Here is a 21,727-nt window from a genome sequence, read left to right on the forward strand (position 1 = left end):
TGTCTCCTAGGCTGCGGCGCCCAGATACGCTTCGATGACCTTCGGGTTCTCCTGAATCTGGCCGGGCAAGCCCGATGCGATCTTCACGCCGTAGTCGAGTACGACGATGTGATCGGAGATCGCCATCACGAGATCCATGTGGTGCTCGATCAGCAGAATGGTCAGGCCCTTGTCGCGCAGCTTGACGATCAGCGCGGTCAATTCGTCGGTCTCGGAGGGATTCAGGCCCGCAGCGGGTTCGTCGAGCAAAAGAAGGTCCGGCATCGCGGCCACGGCCCGAGCGATTTCGAGGCGGCGCTGCAAGCCATACGGCAAGCTCGTGGCCGACGCGTCCGCATGACGATGCAGATCGAAGAACCGGAGAATCGCGTAGGCTTGCCGACGGATCGCCCGTTCCTCGCCGAGCGCGCTGGGGAAGCCGAGCAGATTCGCGACAAGGCCCGACTTCTGAACGCGATAAAAACCGACCATCACGTTTTCGAGCACGCTGAGTCCGTCGAACAGCTTGAGGTTCTGGAATGTGCGGCCGATGCCCGCCGCCGCGATTTGATTCGCCGTGAGCCCGATCATCGACTTGTCCTGAAAGCGGATCGATCCCGCGTCGGGACGCACCAGGCCGGAGAGCAGATTCAAGGTCGTCGTCTTGCCCGCGCCGTTCGGGCCGATCAGCGAGACGATGTCGCCGCGCTTCAGGCTGAACGACACCTTATTGGTCGGCACCACGCCGCCGAACGCCTTGTAGAGGTCGCGCACGTCGAGCAGCGTGTCGTGCGCCGTCGTGTGCGGCTTCGCGGGCGACCAGACATCGGGACGCGCGCGGTCGGCCTCGGATAGCGCGCTCCGACGCGGCAGCAGCTTCGCGACCAGACCCGACAGACCTTCGGGCATCGCATAGAGCGCGAACAGCAGAATCAGCCCGTAGGCAAAGTGTTGCAATTCGGGCCAGCGAGCAAGCGCCGCATCGATGACCGTCAGCACGACCGCGCCTAAAAACGATCCGCCGGGCGTGCGGCCGCCGAACAACACGAGCACGAGCAGAAACACCGACACATTGAACGTGACGAAATCCGAGTTGATGTACTGATTCTGCTGCGCGACGAGACCGCCCGCGATACCGCATGTCATCGCGCTGATGACGAACGCGAGAATCTTGAAGCGGTAGACACTGATGCCAACGCTCTCGGCCGCGATCTCGGATGTGCGTACCGCGGCGAATCCGCGGCCGAAGCGGCCATTGAGCAGCAACGATGTCGTCGCGTGCAAAACCAGGCCGATGACGACGACCACGACGACCCACTGTCTGCCATCGAGCGGCGCACCGTGGAATGTCGGACCGGCGATGCCGGAAAAGCCTTCCTGCCCTTTGAACACATCGGTCCACTCGGACACGATCTTTTCGATCAGCAGACCGAAGGCGATCGTCACCATCGCGAGACTCGGGCCTTTGACACGCAGTGCGGGAATGGCGATCAGCACACCGAATACGGCGGACACGACGATCGCGGCAAGCAGCGCGAGCCACGGGTCGACCTGATAGTTCACGTTGAGCAGCGCAACGGTGTAAGCCCCGATGCCGAACAGCCCCGCGTGACCCAGTGACTTCTGCCCTGTCTGGCCGACCAGGATATTGAAGCCGGTCGCGGCAATGAAATACGCGCCGATATTGAACAGGATTTCCAGATAGAAATCGTTGATGCCCGAATACGCGACGATCAGGACCAGCGCGGCAATCGCGAGCGGCGCGAAGCATGGATTGAGTTTCATACTTTCTCCGCGTGTGCACGGCCGAGCAAACCGGCGGGCCGGAAGTACAGCACCACGATAATCAACGCAAACACCGCGATTTCGCGCAAATTGGCGTACCAAAGGCCGATCATCGATTCGAGCAGCCCGATCAGAAAGCCGCCGAAAATGCAGCCGCGCGGGTTTTCGAGCCCGCCGAGGATCGCGGCGGAAAATGCCTTCAGGGCCAGCAACGTGCCGACGAACACGGAGGCCGTCGAGATCGGCGCGACCGTGACGCCGGCGATCGCCGCAAGCGCCGAACTGATGGCGAACACACCGACGGCCACGGCGTTCGCGTTGATGCCCATCAGGCTTGCGGCATTTTTGCTAAACGCGACCGCGCGCACCGCGTTGCCCATCTTCGTCCGATGCAGCATCCAATCGAGCACGATCATCAGCACGAGCGTCGTCACGAACACGAGAATTTCTTGCGGCCGCACGCCGGCCCCCAACACCTTGACGATGCCGTCGCCAAGCGGCGACGAAAGCGCGATCGGCGCCGGCCCCCAGATCAGCAGCGCGAGGTTCTGCACGATGATGCCGAAGCCGATCGTGCTCATTACCCACGCGAGGCCGGCCTCGCCGACGAAATGTCGGATCGCCGTGACGTAAAGCACGTAGCCGAGCAGCGTCAGCACGACGCTTGCCGCAAGCAGCGCGAACAGAAACGCGCCCCACGTCATATCGGCCGCGCTCGGAAATCCCGACAGGCGTCCATGGCTGAACAACATCGTGGCGCTGACGCCGATAAGACCGGCGAGCGCGAGAAACGCGCCCTGCCCGAAGTTGAAGGTCCGGGTCGTCGTGTATGTGATGCTGAAACCGAATGCCACGAGCGCGTAAACGCTGCCCATCGCCAGACCGCTCAGCAAGGCTTGAAGGATTTGCATGCAGGACTCCGCCACATCCGTCTCGCGGCGCGCCGCCCGAAGACGGACGCGCCCACGATCGATCGGGCTATCAGAACTTGAGATCGGCCGGCGTGATCGCCTTGACCGTCGCGTCGTCGACCGAGACGACCTTGCCGTTGACCCAGCGCACCAAGCGGAAGTCCTTGACGGTCAGCGCTTCGTGGTTCTCGGCGGAGAACGGCTTGTTATAGGTCTTGATGACGCCTTTGACCGGCTCAAGATTTTCGAGCGCGGCCTGTACCTTGTCGCCGTCGGTGGTCTTGGCCTGCGTCATCGCAGCGGCGAGCAGCTTGACCGAATCGTAGGCCTGAGCGGCCATCACATACGTCGAGAGACTGCCGTCGCGTTTGACGAGCGTGTCGTACAACGCCTTCGATTGTGGCGAAGAATCTTCGGTGATGGACGCCGTGAAGATCATCTTCTGCGCGAGGTCCGGCCCTGCGATGCGCAGGAACGGCGGGCTCAGATTCGCCCACGACGCGAGCGTGACCGGGAAATAGCTGATCTTCTCGAGGCTGCGCATGACGTGCGCGTTCGAATCGGCAAGCGCGTAGACGATCAACGTGTCCGCGCCGGACGCCTTGATCTTGTTCAGCTGCGACGTCATGTCCGTGTCCTGCGGACCGAATTTCTCGCTCGCTACAGGCGTCACGTTATGCAGCGCGAGGATCTCCTGGGCATCCTTCGCGCCTTGCTGACCGTAGCCCGTCGTGTCGGCGATGATCGCGATCTTGCCGTTCTTGCTCGCGCGCGCCGCGTAGGCCGCGAGCAGCGCGATCTGATCGCGGTCGCGCATCGATACGCGGAAAACGTAATTCGGCGGCTGCTTCGCATAACGCGCTGTGATATCGGTCGCGGTCGCGACGGGCGAGATCGTCGGAATCTTTTTCTGTTCGACGATATGCAGCCACGCGAGCATGTTGCCGGAATTCACGCCGCCGAGCATGGCAACGACTTTCTCGTTGTTGACGAGCTCATTCGTATTCTGAATCGCCTTCGGCGGCGCCCCCACGTCGTCGCGCGCGACGATGACGACCTTGCGTCCCAGCACGCCGCCCGCCGCGTTCAACTCGTCGGCGGCCTCGCGCGCACCGGCGAGCGCGGAGATGCCGAAGTCGGCCGAACCCGTCGCCGACATATCGCTGTTAAACCCGATCTTGATGTCGTCGGCCGTCGCCGCGCTGGCGACGCCGGTCATCGCGGCAGCCAGAACGGCGGCTCGCCATTGCTTGAGGATGGTCTTGCGCATTGCGTCTATCTCCTTGCCGGCGCGTCGTATGACGGCGGCTTCGATCTGTTATGAATATAGGTAACGACGTGACGTACACTTCAAACGATATTGGCGCGCCTCAGCCTCGCAGGATCAGATCTGCCGCCTTGTTTCCGATCATCATCGTGGCGGCGCAGACATTGGCCGACGGCATGGACGGCATCACCGACGAATCGACGACGCGCAACGCCTGCACACCGTGCACGCGCAACTGCGGATCGACGACGGCGAGCGCATCGTCGTTCGGGCCCATGCGCGCCGTGCCGTTGACGTGATACGACGACACGCCGTAACGACGCGCGAAGTCGAGCAGTTCGTCGTCGGATTCGCACAGCGCGCCGGGCAGCGACTCGCCGTCGAAGCACGACGCGAGCGCTTTCGAACGCAACAAGCTGCGCGCGAGACGAATGCCGCGGACCAGCGTCATTTGATCGTCCGCATGACCGAGGTAATTCGCGTGGATGACCGGATCCTCGAACGGATCCGCGGAACGCACGCGCACCTGGCCGCGACTATCGGGCCGGTGTTGCCAGACGCCCGTGGTCATGCCGGGGAAATCGTCGAGCACGCCGACATAGCCTTCCTTGTAGCTGGCGGGGGTAAAGACGCCTTGGAGATCGGGCGCATCCAGACCTGCACGCGATTGCCAGAAGTAATGCACGAGCGATGGACTCAGCGCCATGATGCTGGGCTTCTTCAGCATCCACCGACTGATCTGGCCGACGAGATTCAAGCCTCGCACGAGCTGATTCATCGTCTGCATGTTTTTCACGCGCGCGACGACGCGAACCGAGTAGTGATCGCTCAGGTTCTCGCCTACGCCGGGCAGATCGCAGACCACGGCGATGCCCTTCTCGCGCAGGAAATCCGCGGGGCCGAGTCCCGACAGTTGCAGTAATTTCGGCGTATTGATCGCACCGCTCGATACGATGACTTCGCGGCGGGCCATGACCGTGTGCACGATCGACGGCTGACGCGGGTCGCAATAGCGCACGCCGACGGCGCGTGAACCTTCGAACACGACTTGGGTTGCCTGTGCGTAAGTGCGGACCGTCAAATTCGCACGCGTTCTCGATGGCTTCAGAAAACAACGCGCCGTGCTCATGCGCCAGCCGTTGTCGATCGTGCGCTGAAAGTAGCCGACGCCTGCCTGGCTTGCGCCGTTGTAGTCGGGATTGCGCGGCATGCCGCACTCTTGCGCGCCGGCGATAAAGGCTTCGCACAACGGATGAATCCAGTCGATGTCGCTCACGGGCAATGCGCCTTGCCGTCCGCGATAGACATCGTCGCCGCCGACGCGTCGCTCCATCGACTTGAAGTACGGCAATACGTCGGCGAACGACCAGCCCGGATTCCCCAGGCTCGCCCAATGATCGAAGTCGGCCGCCTGGCCGCGGTTGTAGACCAGACCGTTGATCGACGTCGAGCCGCCGAGCGTGCGGCCCTGCGGAATCGGAATGCGGCGGCCGTTGGTCAGCGCCGTCGGTTCGCTCGAAAATTGCCACGCATACTTGGGATTGAAGACGGCCTTGATAAAACCCGCGGGAATGTGCAGATACGGGCTCCGATCCGGCGGCCCTGCCTCAAGCACGCACACCGACGCGCCATCCGCGCTCAGGCGCTCGGCAAGAATGGCGCCCGCCGCACCGGAACCGACGATGACGAAATCAAAGCGGTCGGCATCGTCTCGCGACGTCGTGGATACTCGATTCATGGGCGATACGCAGACGGGAGCCGTCTGTCCGGGCTGACAACGATCAGGGGGATGCGCGGGCGACGAGCGTCCGCGCACGGGTCATGTGTTCGATCGGCGGCTAAGGCGCACGATTGAACGACTTGCCCGCGAGACAGGCGTACTTGAGTTCAAGGAACTCTTCGATGCCGTATTTGGATCCTTCGCGTCCGATGCCGGATTCCTTCACGCCGCCGAACGGACCGACCTCGTTCGAGACCGCGCCCGTATTGATGCCGACAATCCCATATTCGAGCGCTTCCATGACGCGCCACGTCCGTTCGAGATTCGCGGTATAGAAGTAGGCGGCGAGACCCGATTCGCTTGCATTTGCACGTTGAAGCACCTGAGCTTCCGATTCGAACGTACTCAGCGCGACGACGGGACCGAAGATCTCTTCGTGTGCGATGTCCATGTCGTCGGCGATGCCGTCGAGCAATGTCGGCTCGAACAGCAACGACCCGGGCGCGCTGACGCGACCTCCGCTCAGCAGACGCGCGCCCTTCGCAATCGCATCGTCGACGAGACGACTGACCTTACGCACGGCGCGCGAATCGATCAACGGCCCGATCGTCACGTCCGGATCCAGACCGTTACCGAGCGTCATCCGCTCGATCTCCGCACGCAGCTTCTCGGTGAACGTCTCGGCAACGCTCGCATGCACGAAGATGCGATTCGCACACACGCACGTCTGTCCGGCGTTGCGAAACTTCGAGGCCATGAGCCCTTGCACGGCGTCGTCGAGATCGGCGTCCTCGAATACGATGAACGGCGCATTGCCGCCGAGTTCGAGCGAGAGCTTCTTGATGTTGGACGCGCTTTGCTGCATCAGCAAGCGGCCTGTCGCGGTCGATCCCGTGAAGGTCAGCTTGCGGACAGTCGAGTTCGTCGCGAGCTCGCTGCCGATCGGCGCGGGATCGCCTGTCACCACGTTGAGCACGCCGGGCGGAATGCCGGCTTGCTCGCCGAGCCATGCGAGCGCGAGCGCGGTAAAGGGCGTCAATTCGGACGGCTTCAACACGACCGTGCAGCCGGCCGCGAGTGCGGGACTGAGCTTGCGCGTCACGAGCGCCGACGGAAAATTCCACGCGATGATCGCCGCGACCACGCCGACAGGTTGACGAATCGCCATCAGACGCTGGTCGCCGCGCGGTGTCGGCAGCACGTCGCCATAGACGCGCTTCGCCTCCTCGGCGAACCACTCGACGAACGAAAGCGCGTAGTTGAGTTCGCCCTTGGCTTCCGCAAGCGGCTTGCCTTGTTCGAGCGTCAGCAGCAGCGCGAGATCGTCGCTATGCTGTTCGATCAATTGATGCCATTTGCGCAGAATGGCGCCGCGCGCCTTTCCGGTTTTGGCGCGCCATGCGGGCAACGCGTCATCGGCCGCGGCGATGGCCCGAGCGGTCTCGGCCGCGCCCTGGTTGGGCACGGTGCCCAACAGATGCCCATCGAAAGGATTGCGCACGTCGATCGTGGCGCCGTTGTCGGCCGCGCACCAGACCCCGCCGATATAGGCGTGTTGACGCAAAAGCTCCGCTGCCTGCAATGCCATACCTGTCTCCAGATGTTCTGTCGCGGGTGCATCGTTGTCCGATGCGATATCGATGAACCCGACTTTTGCCGCAGTCTAGCAACGGCGATATGGCGCGCAAAAGCAGCGTTTGATGATGCTGCCATCACGTATTGCGATGACAAGACGGGGATGTGCGACTAGAATCGTGCGGTCGCATCGCCGTGCGGCGATCCGTCATTCGCACGTATTCCCCGTGTTATGCGTCTCGATCCTGTTTCTCTCAAGCTCTTCGTCAGTGTGGTGGAACGCGGCACAATCGCGGCCGCCGCGGAAAACGAGCACCTCGCAGCCGCCGCGGTAAGCAAGCGTCTGAGCGAACTCGAAGACACGCTGGGCATTCGATTGCTCATTCGAACCAACAAGGGCATCCGACCCACACCCGCCGGCGTCGAACTGTCGACACGTGCAAGGCGTGCGCTGCACGAACTCGATGAGATCGCGGTACATATGCGTGAATATGAAGTCGGCATTCGCGGCTTCGTTCGCGTCCATGCGAACATTTCGGCGATTACGCAGTTCTTGCCGGGCGACATCAAGCGCTTCCTCGGCGAGTACCCGAACGTTCAGGTCGATCTCGAAGAAAGGATCACGTCGGCCGTGACGAAGTCCGTGGCCGAAAACGCGGCGGACGTCGGTATCTTCTCAGGCGATATTTCCGACCACGACGTCGAGGTCTTTCCTTATCGCGAGGATGTGCTGGCCCTCGTCGTCCCGGCCGATCATGCCTTGGTCGCGCGTGACGATTTTCGATTCGCCGACGCATTGAACTACGACTTCATCGGCTTGCATCGGGGGAGCTCGATCAATCGCATGCTGGCCGCCGCCGCGCACGACGAAAAGCGCACGTTGAAACTCAAGGTCCAATGCACGGGGTTCGACGCGTTGTGCTTCATGGTGAATTCGGGACTCGGCATCGGGGTTCTGCCGCTCGACATCGCGCGGCGCTACGCCGTGATGTTCGACTTCCGAATCATTCAACTGGCCGATGCGTGGGCCAGGCGCAAGATTCAAATCTGCGTGCGCTCGTTTGACTCACTGCCGACTGCGGCGAAACTTTTCGTGAATCATCTGCGGGCACAACCCGGCACCGCTTGAAGCGACGACACGTTTTTCACGTGCCAACACCCGATAGCCGCTGAGGGCCGCTTGCGATCAGCACGGATTTAGCGGGCACACGAACCGAGCGCGATGCCATGGCGAGACGTTGAAGCCATCGCCCGCGACAAGCGCGCATTCCTGCGTGCCCTTAACGTCGGACGCAACGACTTCACGCACACGCCGCGCTCGGCCACTGCGGCGCGCTGATGAATCGATCCGCGAACTCGCGCGCCGGCAACGGCACGCCGAACAGATAGCCCTGGCCCTCCATGCAACCGAGATGGCGCAGCGTGTCGAGCTGCTCAAGGGTTTCGATACCTTCACCGATCGTCTGAAGCTTGAAGCCGCGCGCCATGTCGAGAATCGCGCGCACGACCGCCGCGTCCTTATCCGAGGACGTCATCCCCAGCACGAATGAGCGATCGATCTTGATCCGCGTGATCGGATACGTTTTCAACAGGCTCAACGACGCGTAGCCGGTGCCGAAGTCGTCGAACGCGACACCGACGCCGCGCGCGCGCAGACGCGCGATTGCGCTTAACACCGTGTCGTCGTCGAGCGCGATGGTTTCGGTGATTTCGAGTTCAAGCGCATCAGGCGGCAGACCGTGCCGGTCGAGCACCGCGAGCACGTCGCTCGCAAAACGATGGTCTCGGAACTGGACGCCGAACACGTTGACGCCCATCCGAAAATCCGGTTGCCCATTCCTGCGCCAGAACGCCGCTTGCGCGCACGCCTCGTCGAGCACCCAGGACCCCACGGTCGACGCAAGAGGCCCGCGTTCGAGCGAAGGCAGAAATGCAGCCGGAGACAACAGCCCTCTTTGCGGATGGCGCCAGCGAATCAACGCTTCGGCGCCGATCAGCGCGCCCGTCACGAGATCGACCTGGGGCTGATAGAACAAGACGAATTCGCTATCGCTGACCGCGCGCTGAAGTTCGATGTGGTACGACCGTCGCGCGAGCGCTTCCGTGCGAAGCGCGGGGCTGAACGCGAACGTCTTGCCCGATCCGCTTTGCTTTGCCTTATGCACGGCCAGATCCGCGGCCCCGATCACTTCGAGCGCCTCGAGTCCATGCGCGGGCGCCGCCGCGACGCCCGCGCACGCCGTGACGCGAACATCGACGCCGTCGATCGCAAGCGGCATCGCGATCGCCGCGGCCGCCGATTCGGCCAGCCTGCGCGCACGATCGATATCCGACTGATCGGGAATCAGCACCGCGAATTCGTCCGCGCCCATGCGCGCGATCGTGCCCTCGTCGCGGACCACGTCCTTCAGGCGCTGCACGATCTCGACGAGTACGCGGTCTCCACCCGCATGTCCGAGCGCGTCGTTGATGTCCTTGAGGCCGTCGACGTCGAACATGACGACGGTCGCCGAGCGTCCTTCCGTCAATGTGTGTTCGGTTTCGCGATAGAAACTCGCCCGGCTCGCGGCGCCGGTCAGCACATCTTCGTTCGTGAATCGGCGCAACGATTCGCGCTCGTCGCTCAGCGGCGTCAAATCCTGCAAATGCGCGTTGAACGTCAGCGTTCCGTTTTCATACCAGCAGAACAGCGAGAAGCCGAGCAGGAATTCCGTCCCGTCGCTGCGCAGTCCGTGCACATGCGACGGCATCGTGATCCCGTCGACGGTGCCCTTCTCGACCGCTTGCGCGATCAGCGAATGCAAGGCATCACGATCGCGTTCGGGCGCGAGCGTTCGGACGGTCAGCCAGCGCCAATCGTCGAGATCGTATCGATACAGCGTCGCGGCGCTCGCGTTCCAGCCGATGATTCGGCCATATTGATCGAACCGGATCATCGCGGTCGGCGAGATGGCTTCGGGCTCCGTACCGTCGATCGGATCCACTTCCGACGCGATTTCGATGCGCCGCAATTCGAGCCGATCCGTGGCCATCCGCGCCAGTTCGCGCAAACGCTCGGCATCGTCCGTCGAGAATTGATAATTCGGCGCCGGGTCGATGATGCATAACGCGCCCAGCGGCAGGCCATCGGCGGAAAGAATCGGGACGCCCGCGTAAAAGCGCACATGCGTCGAGCCGGTCACGAGCGGGTTATCGTGAAACCGCAAATCGAGTGATGCGTCGGGCACGATCATCACCTCGCTCTGCAGGATCGCATGCGCGCAAAACGACGCGTCGCGGCTCGTGTCCACCGCCGCCATATCGATGCCGATGGCGGCCGCAAAGAAGACATGGTCGTTGCCGATCATATTGACGGCCGCAACGGGCACGTCGAACATGCGCGCGGCGATACGGACAACGGCATCCAGACTGGGCAGAGGCCGATTGCGGCCTAAACCATACTTGGACAGCGCGACAAGTCTTTCGGGCTCGTGTGGCGATGCCGGGGGACACTTCATCAAAAGCCTCCGTGCCTCTAACAGAATTGATTCACCGATCCCCAAGGGGATTCACAGCCTGCGCGCGACGATACGCCCCTTCCCCGAAACATCGTCGGCCGGCATGCGAGTGGACGGTTCCGCTCATGCAAATAATCGCAATTCGTCTGACGAAGGTCAATCGGCCAAATCGACACTCGGCAACGAATATTCGGCCTAAAAGCCTTAGTTGCATTTCGCACTAAGTGTCGCTCGGGCATACGAAATAAGGCTGTGCGGTCAGATGACCGGCGTGCGATTGGGAATTTCAATAGCCCCTGTCGTGCCTTGAAAAAAAATAACCCTACAGTTTTTACGCGACGATCCGTTAAACGTTACCCTGCGTCGCCATGTCCTTTGCGGCGCGGCGCTTGGCGGTACCGTCTTTAGCGATAGCGGCCATTGTTGCGGTGCGGACCCAAGCCTTTTTTCGTCGGTACATATTGCCGGCGAGGCCGCGTGACGCACCCTTTCTTTTCCGCCCGCGCGTCAAGCCAAGAACGTTGAGTGAAATGCGCGTCGATCTTCATCGAATTCGAATCGCCTGCGACAACGCGATCTTGGCAATGCGCTCATTCCGGACGTCATTTTCCGCCTAACGCCAAACTCGCCTTCGGCGCGCTCGATGACCGGCTCCGCTCTGAGCGATAACCCTCGATTGGCGCGATGACCGTGCCTGAGTGTGCGCTCATCGCACTCGTGGCCCTTCAAAACGCTGTGATCCGTCAGCACAGATAGCTAGCCTAACGATGCGGGGATGCGTCGTGTCAGACGCCGAATGCATGTCGTCTGCACGACGAAGTGGGCAAGGATGCGCGGCCGCATGCCTTGGATGTCGCGCTCGCGCGACGCGAGCGGGCTCGACAGGCCTGCGAATCCGCTGCCTGTTCGTGCGTGACGCTGATACAGTGCCGGCACGCGGCAGGAACGGATGACTCGATTCCCTCGGTATCGAGGGCCGGTCCTCGACGCAGATCCATAAAAAAACCAAGATTTCGGAGACACTGATGAGCTATTCGGCCGATACGGCCCTTGCCGGATCCACCTCGCCCACACGCGCCGCGATGGCCAGCCTCGTCGGCGCGATCATCGATTGGTACGACTTCTACGTCTATGGCCTCGTTGCCGCGCTGGTCTTTCCGCGCTTGTTCTTTCCGTCCACGACTTCGTCCGTGGGTGTGCTGCTGACGTTCGCCACGCTCGGTGTCGGTTTCGTCGTCCGGCCGTTGGGCGGCGTCATCTTCGGACACTTCGGCGACAAGGTCGGCAGAAAGGCCATGCTCGTCGGCACGCTCGTACTGATGGGCGGCGGTACGGTGTTGGTCGGCCTGCTGCCAACGTACGATCAGATCGGGATCGCCGCGCCGATCATCCTTGTCGCGCTTCGACTCGTGCAGGGCTTCGCGGTGGGCGGCGAATGGGGCGGTGCGGCATTGATGGCGATCGAACATTGCCCGGAAAATCGGCGGGGCTTTTTCGGCAGCTTTGTGCAAGTGGGCAGCTTCGTCGGGCTGTTGCTTGCGACCGGATCTGTGTCGTTGATCGATACACTGACCACGGAGGCGCAGTTTCTGTCGTGGGGCTGGCGTCTTCCGTTCCTGTTGAGCGTGGTCGTGATCTTCGCCGGCTATTGGGTACGCCGCTCCGTCAGCGAATCGCCCGAATTCGAACAGGAAGTCAGTGCCGGCAGGACTGAAGCGATTCCGCTCGTCGCGGCGATTCGCGCGCATCCGTCTGCCTTTCTCGTCATTGTCGCGATGCGCTTGTGCGAACTCGTGAGCTTTTACGGCGTCACGGTGTTTGCGCTGAACTACGGGATCAAAACCTACGGCATTCCGCGCAGCGTGTTGCTCCACGCGACGATTGTCGTGGGGTTTGTCGCGATCGTGCTTTGTCCGACCATGGGCGCGTTGTCGGACCGGATCGGCCGCCGCCCGATCTACGTCTTGGGTGCGCTGATCGGTGCGCTTGGCGCATTTCCCTTGTTCTGGGCATTGCAAAGTCAGAACCCGCTTTGGATCTGTCTGGGCTTTGTCCTCGTCGGAAATTTTTGCTGCAATCTCGTGATCTGCGTGCAGCAGCCGCTCTTCACGGAAATGTTCGCGCCGGCGTTTCGCTATAGCGGCGCGGGCTTTGCGTATCAACTCGCGAGCGCGATCATCGGCGGGCTAACGCCGCTCGTTTCGGCGACGCTTTCGATGCGGGACAACGGCGGCTATACATACGTCGCCGTCTATATGTGCATCGCATGTCTCGTATCGGCCGCGACCGGATTGCTCGCGGGACGCAGATCGAACGCCGGCGCGACGGCATGGCGTGGTGCTTGAGCTCGATAAAGGTACGAATGATCAAGGACGCAACAGGACAAGACATGACAGGACAAGTCGAACGCAAGATCCGCGCACCGAGACGGGTTGTGACAGGACACGACGAATCGGGCCGCTCGATCGTGATTGAAGATCGTGACGCGCCGAACGTCACGCTGCGTACCGAGACGGGCGGCATCGTCTCGACCTTGCTCTGGGTCACCGACCAGAGCCCCGCCTCGACGAGCGGCCGACACGACGCCGCCGATCGCAAGATGGGCGTGCCGCCGCCGAAAATGGGCTCGGCGTTTCGGGTCATCGAGTTCCCGCCGACCGATCCCGCGATGCATCACAAGCCCAATGTCGAAATTCTTCGTGACTGGGGCATGGAAGGCGAAGCGTTGCCCGGGCATCCGCCGCGGCATCCGCTTGTGCATCGAACGCGTACGATCGATTACATCGTCGTGCTCGAAGGCGAAATCGACATGATGCTCGATGAGGGAGAGGTTCATCTGCGCGCGGGCGACACGTTGATTCAGCGCGGGACGAACCACGGCTGGATCAATCGCGGCACGGCGCCTTGCAGGGTCGCCATCATCTTCATCGATGCGGACGAACCTGACGAAGTCCGTCGCGCGGCGCAATAGCCGAGTCGGCGGAATGAATCGCGGGCGTTGACGCGCGAGCCCGGTCTTCGCCGACGTATGGACGCGATGCACTGCGCGAGCGATGCCCCATCCTCCCTCGAATACGAGCGAAATGCGCCTGAGCCCGTTCCGCCCGTCGGATAAACACGCTTCGATTGTCCAGAAATTGTTGCACGCAGGCGCGGGCACGCATCCGATTTCGCCGGGTGACGTGTTCGTACTCAATGAGCGGTAACTCTCATATCAAACGATCTCGACATCGATCGACGCAGGCCTGGTCCGACGGAAAGACGTGAGGGTTGTCGTGCATCGATGCCGTGCTTTCGCGCGACACGTTTGCGCGCCCGTTGCTTGGCCAAAGTCATGCAAGCGCCGAACAGACGCCTCATGATGAAATCGGACCGGTCTTAGCAACAGCGCCCGCGCATCGAAGTGCGACGCCGTCGACGCCGAATCGCCTCGCTTTACATTGCCGGCGCCTTCAAGAATATTGAGCGTGCGCTTCCAAACGGTCCTTGGCAGGCAATGCCCAAGATACGGCGCGAATTGTCCAACTGAGCCGATCTCTATGAAAACATGGGAATTCGTGAGCAACCTTCGCGAGGCGCTTTCGTTGCTCTGGCGTGCATCACCGGGCGCCGTGGCACTGGCCATCATCTCGAATCTCGTCATCGGCTTGATCCCTGCCGCTCTGCTCTACTTCAATGCACAACTGATCGAGCGCCTCACATCCAATGCCCCCCTTGCAGCGCTCATGACCCTGGTTGTCGTGTATTTCGTACTCGGCGGATTCCAGGACGGCCTCACTGCGATATCGAGCTTCATCGTCGACACGTTGCGCGATTCAGTCGGAGCCTCACTCAAGCGACACGTCAACGAAGCCGTGTCGAACTATCCGAAGCTGACGATCCACGAAGATGCGGATCTACGGGAAACGGCAATCCTCGCCACCCGCGCGAGTGAGCACATCGGCGATCTGATTTCGCATCTCCACGCCGTCTGCGTAGGAGCGGTCATGATCATCCCGCTGCTTGTGCTGTCAGGACAATCGGCCTGGTGGATTCCGTTTCTCATGCTGGCCGGCATGGTGCCGTCCGTGCTGTTTCGCGCAAAAGCCGAACGCGAAAGCTGGGACGTCACGGAATCCCATGCGACAACGTTCAACGCATTGCGCATTCACGAGCGCATCCTGACGCAGCCTGAATATGCCAAGGATCTACGGATCTATCGAATGCAGGGGCGAATACTCCACACCTGGCAAAACCTTTACGACAGCTATCTAGCGTCCATACGACACGTCCGCCTGAGGAACGCATTGAAACTCGCGGCGACCTCGACGACAGCAAGCATTTTTCTCGGCATTCCACTCTACGCCGCCATCAGCAGATATCAGGCCGGCCAATCCAGCATTGCGCAGCTCGCGTTTCTGCTGGGCGCGCTCGTCCAACTGAAAGATGGATTAGCGGCAGTGATCTTTAATTTCGGCGATCTTCTTAGTCTCTCGTATTCCGTGCGCCCGCTGCGCAAACTCGCCGAAGCATACGAACGGAACGCGCGGCGATTCGTCACGAACGATACATGTGCGACCGCGTCGAGCGAAACGCCACCGATCCAGCCCTGCGTAGCGCTACGAAATGTCGATCGGTGCTATCCGGGTACGGCGCGTGCCGCGCTCGATCGCATCAATCTGGAAATCCATCATCGAGAAGTCGTCGCCGTTGTCGGTGAAAACGGGGCGGGCAAAACGACGTTGGTCAAGTTGCTCAGTGGCTTCTACGAACCCACTGCAGGCGAGCTGATTTGGTCAACACCGCACGCAGAACCGAAAGTGGTGGCCGTTTTCCAGGACTTCGCGCGTTTCCCGCTCGACACCTACGAAAACCTCGTGATGAATAATGATCGACGACGGGCTCATGCATGTCTGCACGCCGTCGGCTTGGACGTGCTCTCCGACACCCTTCATACGCCACTCACGACGGAAAGCCCGGACGGGATCGATCTGTCGGGCGGACAGTGGCAAAGATTAGCGATCGCACGCGCCATGATTCACGCCGATGATGCGGATCTCCTTGTCTTCGACGAACCCACATCTGCGCTCGACCCCGAGTCCGAAGCCGACATCATGCGTCTGATCCTCGACCTCTCAAGGAAAAAAACCGCGATCATCGTTAGCCATCGACTCGCATTGACGCGATTTGTCGACAGGATCCTCGTGCTCGATCAGGGGCGCCTCATCGAGGACGGCTCGCATGATGAACTCATGAAACAAGGCGGAAAATACGCGCGAATGTTCGAGAGTCAGGCCCAGTTTTATCGCGAAGGCGCCGCATGCGCGAACACCTGACCTCACGACCCACTTCAACATCCTGCGCAGTCACCCGACCTCATCCGCGATGCACCGTATCGAGCTCCGGAAGCAACGTCACGCTTTCCTGATCGTTCGGGTCCGTTCGCGCAATGATGACGACCGCCGGTTCGTCCGAGTCGTTATAAGGCTGATGCGCAACGCCCGCCGGGATATAGAAAAAATCGCCGGCCGCGACCACGGCATGCTCTTCGAGCTTCGAACCGTACCAAACCCCCGATGCCCCAGACAGTCCGTAAATCGCGGTCTCGTGACCCGCATGCAGATGCGTTTTAGCGCGCGCACCCGGCGCTATCGTCACGATCTGAAGATTCAGCCCGGTCGCGCCGACCGTCTCGGCCGAGATTCCCACCGCATACTGGAGCCCTTGCTTGCCGATGAACGGGGCCTGCGCGCGCAATAAGCGACAGCTTCGCGAAGTCGATACCTGATCCGCTGCCGCCAACGTTTGAGTCGTCATGATTCTTCTCCTCGGGGACACGATACGAGATCACGCTTGCCGTGCACATCGACACACCGGCCCATCACGCGAACCGAGCGTCCGCGCCACACGCCGCTTGACACATCATGGCTCCACATCGACGTGCATCCGGACCTTGCGTACCGCGGGCAGCATAACGCGTCCGCCTTACGATCGCCATGTGCACGCAAATCGTTATCCCGATTCACTTCGCGACCGCTGCCTTCCCCGCGTCTTTCGCGCGCCAGACGACGTCGCCGTCGAGCGCATACAACTCGCAGCCGTCATGTCCCTGACCGCATTGAACGAGCGCCTGCGTGATGGGATCGAAGCCCGACGCGGAGCCCCATGCGCCGTCGGGTGCGATCGCGAATGCACGCGGCCGGACCCGTTTCGTGAAGTCGAGATACGCCGCCCGGCCGGCCGCATCGAGAAACGGCACGGCGTTCACGTCGTCGATCCTCGCGAAATGCGTCGGCGCGGGCGCATCGGGTTCTCCGGGCCAGACGATCGCATTGTCGACCGCGTATAGCGCGCAATGCCCGGTCTTGCGCTCGCAGTCGTTCAGCGCGAGCTGCGCGGCGTCGAAGCCGCCGTGCGTTACGCTCGCCCCGCTGATGCCGACCGCCATCGCGCGCGGCAACGGTGCCTTGAGAAACTGATCAAGGACCGATTGCGCGACCGCGGGCGGCAGATACGGCACCGCATGCACATCGCTCAAGGCCGCGTAGTGCGTGTCAGGCGGCGGCGGACTCGGCATATAGTCGGCATTGACCTCGGTGCCCGGCATCCCGATCCCTTTAAGGAACGCATCGAGCTTGCCGACCCATACGGACAGTCCCGCGGCCGACGCGAACGTCGCATGCGCATCGTCCTGAAACCTCCCGATATCGACGAGCTCCGACGGCGCACCCGCGCGCCGGTAGGCATCGAACATCGCATGCCAAGTCGGCGTCGAGAAAATCGTGTCGTTTTCTCCGAAGAACCAGATCGACTTGATCCGCGTTTTCGCGCCGAATTCGGCGCTACCGGCAATCAAGGCCTGATCCGGCGTCGGACAGTCCGATTCCTTGACGCCGCCCGCGAAGCTCACAAGCCCCTTGACGTCGCTCGGCTGCGTGGCGCCGAACGCCAATGTGTGCCAGCCGCCCATACTTTTCCCGCCGACGACGATGCGCGACGCATCGATGCCGGGTTCGTTCTTGACCGCGTCGAGCACCGTGCGGATATCGGCGGCCGCGACATTGCCTTCCTTGACCATATCGCAGACTTCGCGCGGCATATGACCGTCCGAGTCGTTATAGCCGCGCATCATCGGCAGCGCGACGGCATAACCTCTCGATAGAAAGTAGTAGGTGATGAACTCGTCCGACACGGGCGGCACGCGCTTGGGCTCGTGCGAGGCGCCGTGATTGATGAGCGCCAAAGGAAACGGCCCGCCGTTCGACGGCATGAACAACGTGACGCGCAGCCGTGCCTTGGGCCGCCCGACATCGACAAAGAACTGGCGTCCGTTCATCGGCCCGACGGGCTGCGTACCCGGCATATCGAAGTCGGCCGCAAGCGCGTGCATCAAATGCAAGGCGCCGATCAGAAAAACAATGAATCGTATGCGAAGCGACATGGTCTGGGCGTGTGGCGCCATCGTACTAAAGCGGACCGACAAGGCATCGATGCACGGTCCTTCCAACAAAACCTGAATATAATTTCGCCGATATTCGCGCGCATTGTAACCGCATGCATGTTGAACACATCGCGGCGCCTGATAGGCGTGATGCGCGCGATCGCGCATTTCATTCAAAGGAGACGATGTGGCGGAAACCATCATTCTCGACTGCGACCCCGGGCACGACGACGCGGTCGCGATCATGCTGGCGCACGGCAATCCGAATATCGATCTCGCGGCCGTCACGACGGTCGCGGGCAATCAAACGCTCGACAAGGTCACACGCAATGCGCTCGCGGTCGCGCGCGTCGCGGGCATCGTCGGCGTGCCGTTTGCGGCGGGCGCGGATCGGCCGTTGATCCGCAACGTCGAGACCGCGCCGAGCATCCACGGCGAATCGGGCCTCGACGGCCCGAATCTGCCAGAACCGGCCTTCACGCTCGATGCGCGCCATGCGGTCGATCTGATCATCGACACCGTGATGGCGCACGAACCGGGCACCGTGACGCTCGTGCCGACGGGCGCATTGACGAATATCGCGCTGGCCGTGCGCAAGGCGCCGCATATCGTCGAACGCGTCAAGCAAGTCGTGCTCATGGGCGGCGGCGTTCACGTCGGCAATTGGACTCCCGTGGCCGAATTCAATATCGTCATCGATCCCGAAGCCGCCGACATCGTGTTTCGCGCGGGCTGGAAGGTCGTGATGGTCGGGCTCGATCTCACGCATCAAGCACTCGCGACGCCCGAGGTCGAGCAACGCATCGCCGCGATCGGAACAAAACCCGCGCGTTTCGTCGGCGAACTGCTCGAGTACTTCAAACAGACCTATGCGAACGTCGCGGGCTTCGACAGTCCGCCGGTTCACGATCCGTGCGCCGTCGCCTATGTCATCGATCCGACGATCGTGCGCGCGGTCCAGGTGCCGATCGTCGTCGAACTTCAGGGTGCGCATACGACCGGCATGACGGTCGCGGATTTTCGTGCGCCCGCGCCCGCGACGTGTCCGACGTGGGCCGCGATGGAGCTCGATCGCGAACGGTTCTGGGCGCTCGTCGTCGATGCGATCGAACGCATCGGCGAGCCTGCTTAGGCATCGGTGCGCGCGCACGGGCGCGTTTGGAAAGCCCGCCCGACCCGCGGGCTCGGCGCGCCCCTCTTAGGCACCGGTCCTTAGCGATCGTGCCTAAGCTAGGAAAAAAGCGTGTGCGTATCAAAGCCCGCACGATGGTCCATGCGCATCGTGCGGGCTTTGAAAATCATCGACTCACGGATTCGGAATCAGCAGCGGCGACACTTGCCGCGCTCGCGATGCGTAAGCCGCCGCATCAACCGGCAGCAGATAGCCTTGCGCGGCAAGCGCGTTGGCCGCCGCGGTCACCTTCGCGACATAGTCGGCCCGACCCGTATAGCGATCAGCGAGCGATGCGCGCGGATCGCCCGGCGCTCTCGCGCCGTCGCTCGGCGCAAACGCGATCACCGAGCCGAACATGCTGCAGCTTTCACCTTCTGCATGGCCCGCGCCACGCGGACTCCAACCCGTATAGGTCGCAATCGGTGCGACGAGGTCGGGCACCCGAACGCCTGACGTCTCGTTGCCATCGCGATCGACGCGGGACTCGAAGATCGCATAAGGCTTGCTCGTGTTCACGCGCGGAATCGCCGTGCTGTAGTCGGTCACGAACAGCGGATTGTGAATATCGCGCGACGGCACGGACAACGACGTCGGCGCCGCGTTCGGACCGTTCGGCACGACCACGCGCGTGAGATCCGGAAAGCCCGTCGCATTCGGCGCAACCGCCTCGCCCGACGCAATCGTCGGATACCGCGAAGGCGGCGGCGTTTCGTCCTGTGCGACCCAGCGTTCGAGCGCGCGAACCAGCGCACGATCGACAGGCTCCTCGGCAACCGTCGATCTCGGCAACGCGCACAGACTGCCGGGTGCGGGAATGTCGTAGAGTCCGGTCGTTACGCCTGGACCGCCCGTGTGCTGCGTGCCGGGCACGAGGTAATAACGGACGTTCGGCGGCAGCGTGAGGTCGTGGCCCGCGCCATCGGTCGTCACGAGCGAAGCCGCCGCGCCCCACCATTCGAACGCGCCGTCGATCTGCATGATCTTCGGACAGCTCGCATTGGCTGAACACCGCGCAAGCAGGCCGTCGGTCTTGCCGGTGACCGGGTCGGTCATCACGTTGTAGGCAAACGGGAATTGGAAGCCGGGCATGAAATGGTCTTCGTGCTCCTTCGACCAGCGGCCCGGCTGCGAAAACATCGAGTTGATCCACGTGCGCCGCGCGCCGGGCACGATCGGCAACATCGCATCGAACACGACGTGCCCGTCGACATCCGTGTTGAAGCCCTGATACAGAAAGTCGCGCAGGAAGCGGCCCGATTGCGAAATCCCTTCGCCGATCGCGACATCGATGTTCGTCGCCTCGGGGGTGCAGGTCGCGGTCACGCACGCGGCCTGCTTCAAACCGTTGAGCGGATTTGCGTGACCGGTCGCGTCGCTCGGCCGATAGCGCAGGAATGCGACGAGATCGCGCACCGCCGCGAAGCCGATACCGTTGACGGTCGGATCCGCCGCCTCGTAGACGAAGCTGTAAATCGTGCCCGCATCGGGCGCGACGTTCGTGCCTCGCGGCCCCGGCACGCTCGCGGGCGGCGTGAAATCGACCGCGTAACCGCCGTTGGCGGCGCGCGTGTAATGCCAGTTCGATACAGGGACCGACGGTGCGTCGTACGTCGCGTCGCCCGCGCGGCCCTGCGCGGTCTGCGTGGCCCACGACTGCCGCGCGGTCAAGGTCGGCGTCGATACATCCGAGGGCTTCGCGGGCGGATACGTCAACGGGATCGAGGTCGGCACGCCGCCCGCATAGTCGGGAATGAATTCCTCGCGGCTCTGACCGACAATCGACGTGCCATCCGCGTTGCGCGCGACGGGAAACGAAACGCCGACCGCGCCCGTCGAGGCGAGCGTCGCATTGCCCGTCATCGGAATCGTGCCCTGCCAGCCGCTCCAGACCACGGTATAGCCGTCTTCGAGCAGCGAAGGAATCGAGCCGTTCGGCGCGGCGCCCGTATCGAGCGCGCCGCCGCCGACGAACGTCGTCTGCCCGAGACGCAGGCCGCGATTCACGACGTCGTAAAACAGCACGCGCTTGCCGTTCGCCGGATTCTGCGGCGTCAGGATCACGACGTCGGTCGCGTATTCGACATAACCGTCCGCATCGCGCGGCGCTTGAGCGAGACCGGCGATGCCGGCATTCGCGGGCGCGGCCGGATCGAGTTCACCGTGCACGGTCGCCGTGATCACGCGATACGGACCCGACGCACCCGTAGGCACGGCTCCGCCGAATGCGGGCCCGTCCGAATGCACTTCGAACGTACGCACACGTCCGCCTTCACGCATCGCCGTCGACGCGTGATCGCCGACGCTGCTGCACGCGGCCAGAACGGATGTCAGCAACACGGCACCCGCAACGGGCTTCTTCATGCTCGACTCCTTGTGTTCTTTACGACGGGAACGTCAAG

General features: G+C 62.3%; 14 protein-coding genes. 5 read left to right on the plus strand and 9 right to left on the minus strand.

The window, feature by feature from the left end; translation table 11 throughout:
* Positions 1-6: 6 nt before the first annotated feature.
* The 5 genes from D7S86_RS27550 to D7S86_RS27570 form a co-directional block, all read right to left on the minus strand.
* The gene (locus tag D7S86_RS27550) at positions 7-1,764 is read right to left on the minus strand and encodes a branched-chain amino acid ABC transporter ATP-binding protein/permease (RefSeq protein ID WP_121091330.1); all 1,758 of its coding nucleotides are present in this window, start codon (positions 1,762-1,764) and stop codon (positions 7-9) included.
* Positions 1,761-2,675 carry a branched-chain amino acid ABC transporter permease gene (locus tag D7S86_RS27555; RefSeq protein ID WP_121091331.1) on the minus strand — a complete coding sequence of 305 codons (915 nt, stop codon included), beginning with the start codon at positions 2,673-2,675 and terminating at the stop codon, positions 1,761-1,763. Before D7S86_RS27555 ends, D7S86_RS27550 begins: the two co-directional genes overlap by 4 nt.
* A 70-nt stretch (positions 2,676-2,745) precedes the next feature.
* Positions 2,746-3,945, minus strand: coding sequence for an ABC transporter substrate-binding protein (locus D7S86_RS27560; RefSeq protein WP_121091332.1), 1,200 nt, complete (start codon positions 3,943-3,945; stop codon positions 2,746-2,748).
* Between the two features lie 100 nt (positions 3,946-4,045).
* On the minus strand, positions 4,046-5,680 hold the full coding sequence (locus D7S86_RS27565; protein ID WP_121091333.1) for a GMC family oxidoreductase: 1,635 nt from the start codon (positions 5,678-5,680) through the stop codon (positions 4,046-4,048).
* A 100-nt stretch (positions 5,681-5,780) separates the two neighbouring features.
* Entirely contained in the window at positions 5,781-7,250 is a 1,470-nt protein-coding gene (locus D7S86_RS27570; protein ID WP_121091334.1) for an NAD-dependent succinate-semialdehyde dehydrogenase, read from the minus strand.
* Between the two features lie 219 nt (positions 7,251-7,469).
* Between D7S86_RS27570 and D7S86_RS27575 the strand changes: the two genes are divergently transcribed.
* Positions 7,470-8,366: a LysR family transcriptional regulator gene (locus D7S86_RS27575; RefSeq protein ID WP_121091335.1), complete on the plus strand. Its 897-nt coding sequence runs from the start codon at positions 7,470-7,472 to the stop codon at positions 8,364-8,366.
* A 172-nt stretch (positions 8,367-8,538) separates the two neighbouring features.
* Here the strand turns inward: D7S86_RS27575 and D7S86_RS27580 are convergent, their stop codons facing one another.
* Entirely contained in the window at positions 8,539-10,734 is a 2,196-nt protein-coding gene (locus D7S86_RS27580; RefSeq protein WP_121091336.1) for a putative bifunctional diguanylate cyclase/phosphodiesterase, read from the minus strand.
* Between the two features lie 1,025 nt (positions 10,735-11,759).
* On the opposite strand from D7S86_RS27580, the gene D7S86_RS27590 reads away from it, so the two are divergent.
* The 3 genes from D7S86_RS27590 (at position 11,760) to D7S86_RS27600 (ending at position 16,049) form a co-directional block, all read left to right on the plus strand.
* Positions 11,760-13,079 carry an MFS transporter gene (locus tag D7S86_RS27590; RefSeq protein WP_121091338.1) on the plus strand — a complete coding sequence of 440 codons (1,320 nt, stop codon included), beginning with the start codon at positions 11,760-11,762 and terminating at the stop codon, positions 13,077-13,079.
* Between the two features lie 44 nt (positions 13,080-13,123).
* Entirely contained in the window at positions 13,124-13,705 is a 582-nt protein-coding gene (locus D7S86_RS27595; RefSeq protein WP_158602114.1) for a cupin domain-containing protein, read from the plus strand.
* Between the two features lie 568 nt (positions 13,706-14,273).
* Positions 14,274-16,049, plus strand: a complete 1,776-nt coding sequence (locus D7S86_RS27600) for an ABC transporter ATP-binding protein (protein WP_121091340.1) — start codon at positions 14,274-14,276, stop codon at positions 16,047-16,049.
* Between the two features lie 40 nt (positions 16,050-16,089).
* Here D7S86_RS27600 and D7S86_RS27605 read toward each other — a convergent pair whose 3' ends face one another.
* Positions 16,090-16,530, minus strand: coding sequence for a cupin domain-containing protein (locus D7S86_RS27605; protein ID WP_121091341.1), 441 nt, complete (start codon positions 16,528-16,530; stop codon positions 16,090-16,092).
* 205 nt (positions 16,531-16,735) lie between these two features.
* A complete protein-coding gene (locus D7S86_RS27610; RefSeq protein ID WP_158602115.1) occupies positions 16,736-18,154 on the minus strand; it encodes an alpha/beta hydrolase family protein in 1,419 nt (472 codons plus the stop codon).
* 187 nt (positions 18,155-18,341) lie between these two features.
* On the opposite strand from D7S86_RS27610, the gene uriH reads away from it, so the two are divergent.
* The gene (uriH, locus tag D7S86_RS27615) at positions 18,342-19,286 is read left to right on the plus strand and encodes a uridine-preferring nucleoside hydrolase UriH (RefSeq protein WP_121091343.1); all 945 of its coding nucleotides are present in this window, start codon (positions 18,342-18,344) and stop codon (positions 19,284-19,286) included.
* 174 nt (positions 19,287-19,460) lie between these two features.
* Here uriH and D7S86_RS27620 read toward each other — a convergent pair whose 3' ends face one another.
* Entirely contained in the window at positions 19,461-21,689 is a 2,229-nt protein-coding gene (locus tag D7S86_RS27620; RefSeq protein ID WP_121091344.1) for an alpha/beta hydrolase domain-containing protein, read from the minus strand.
* Between the last annotated feature and the right edge of the window lie 38 nt (positions 21,690-21,727).

Origin of the sequence: Pararobbsia silviterrae (genome assembly GCF_003628125.1) — a bacterium.
GTDB classification, from domain to species: Bacteria; Pseudomonadota; Gammaproteobacteria; order Burkholderiales; family Burkholderiaceae; genus Pararobbsia; species Pararobbsia silviterrae.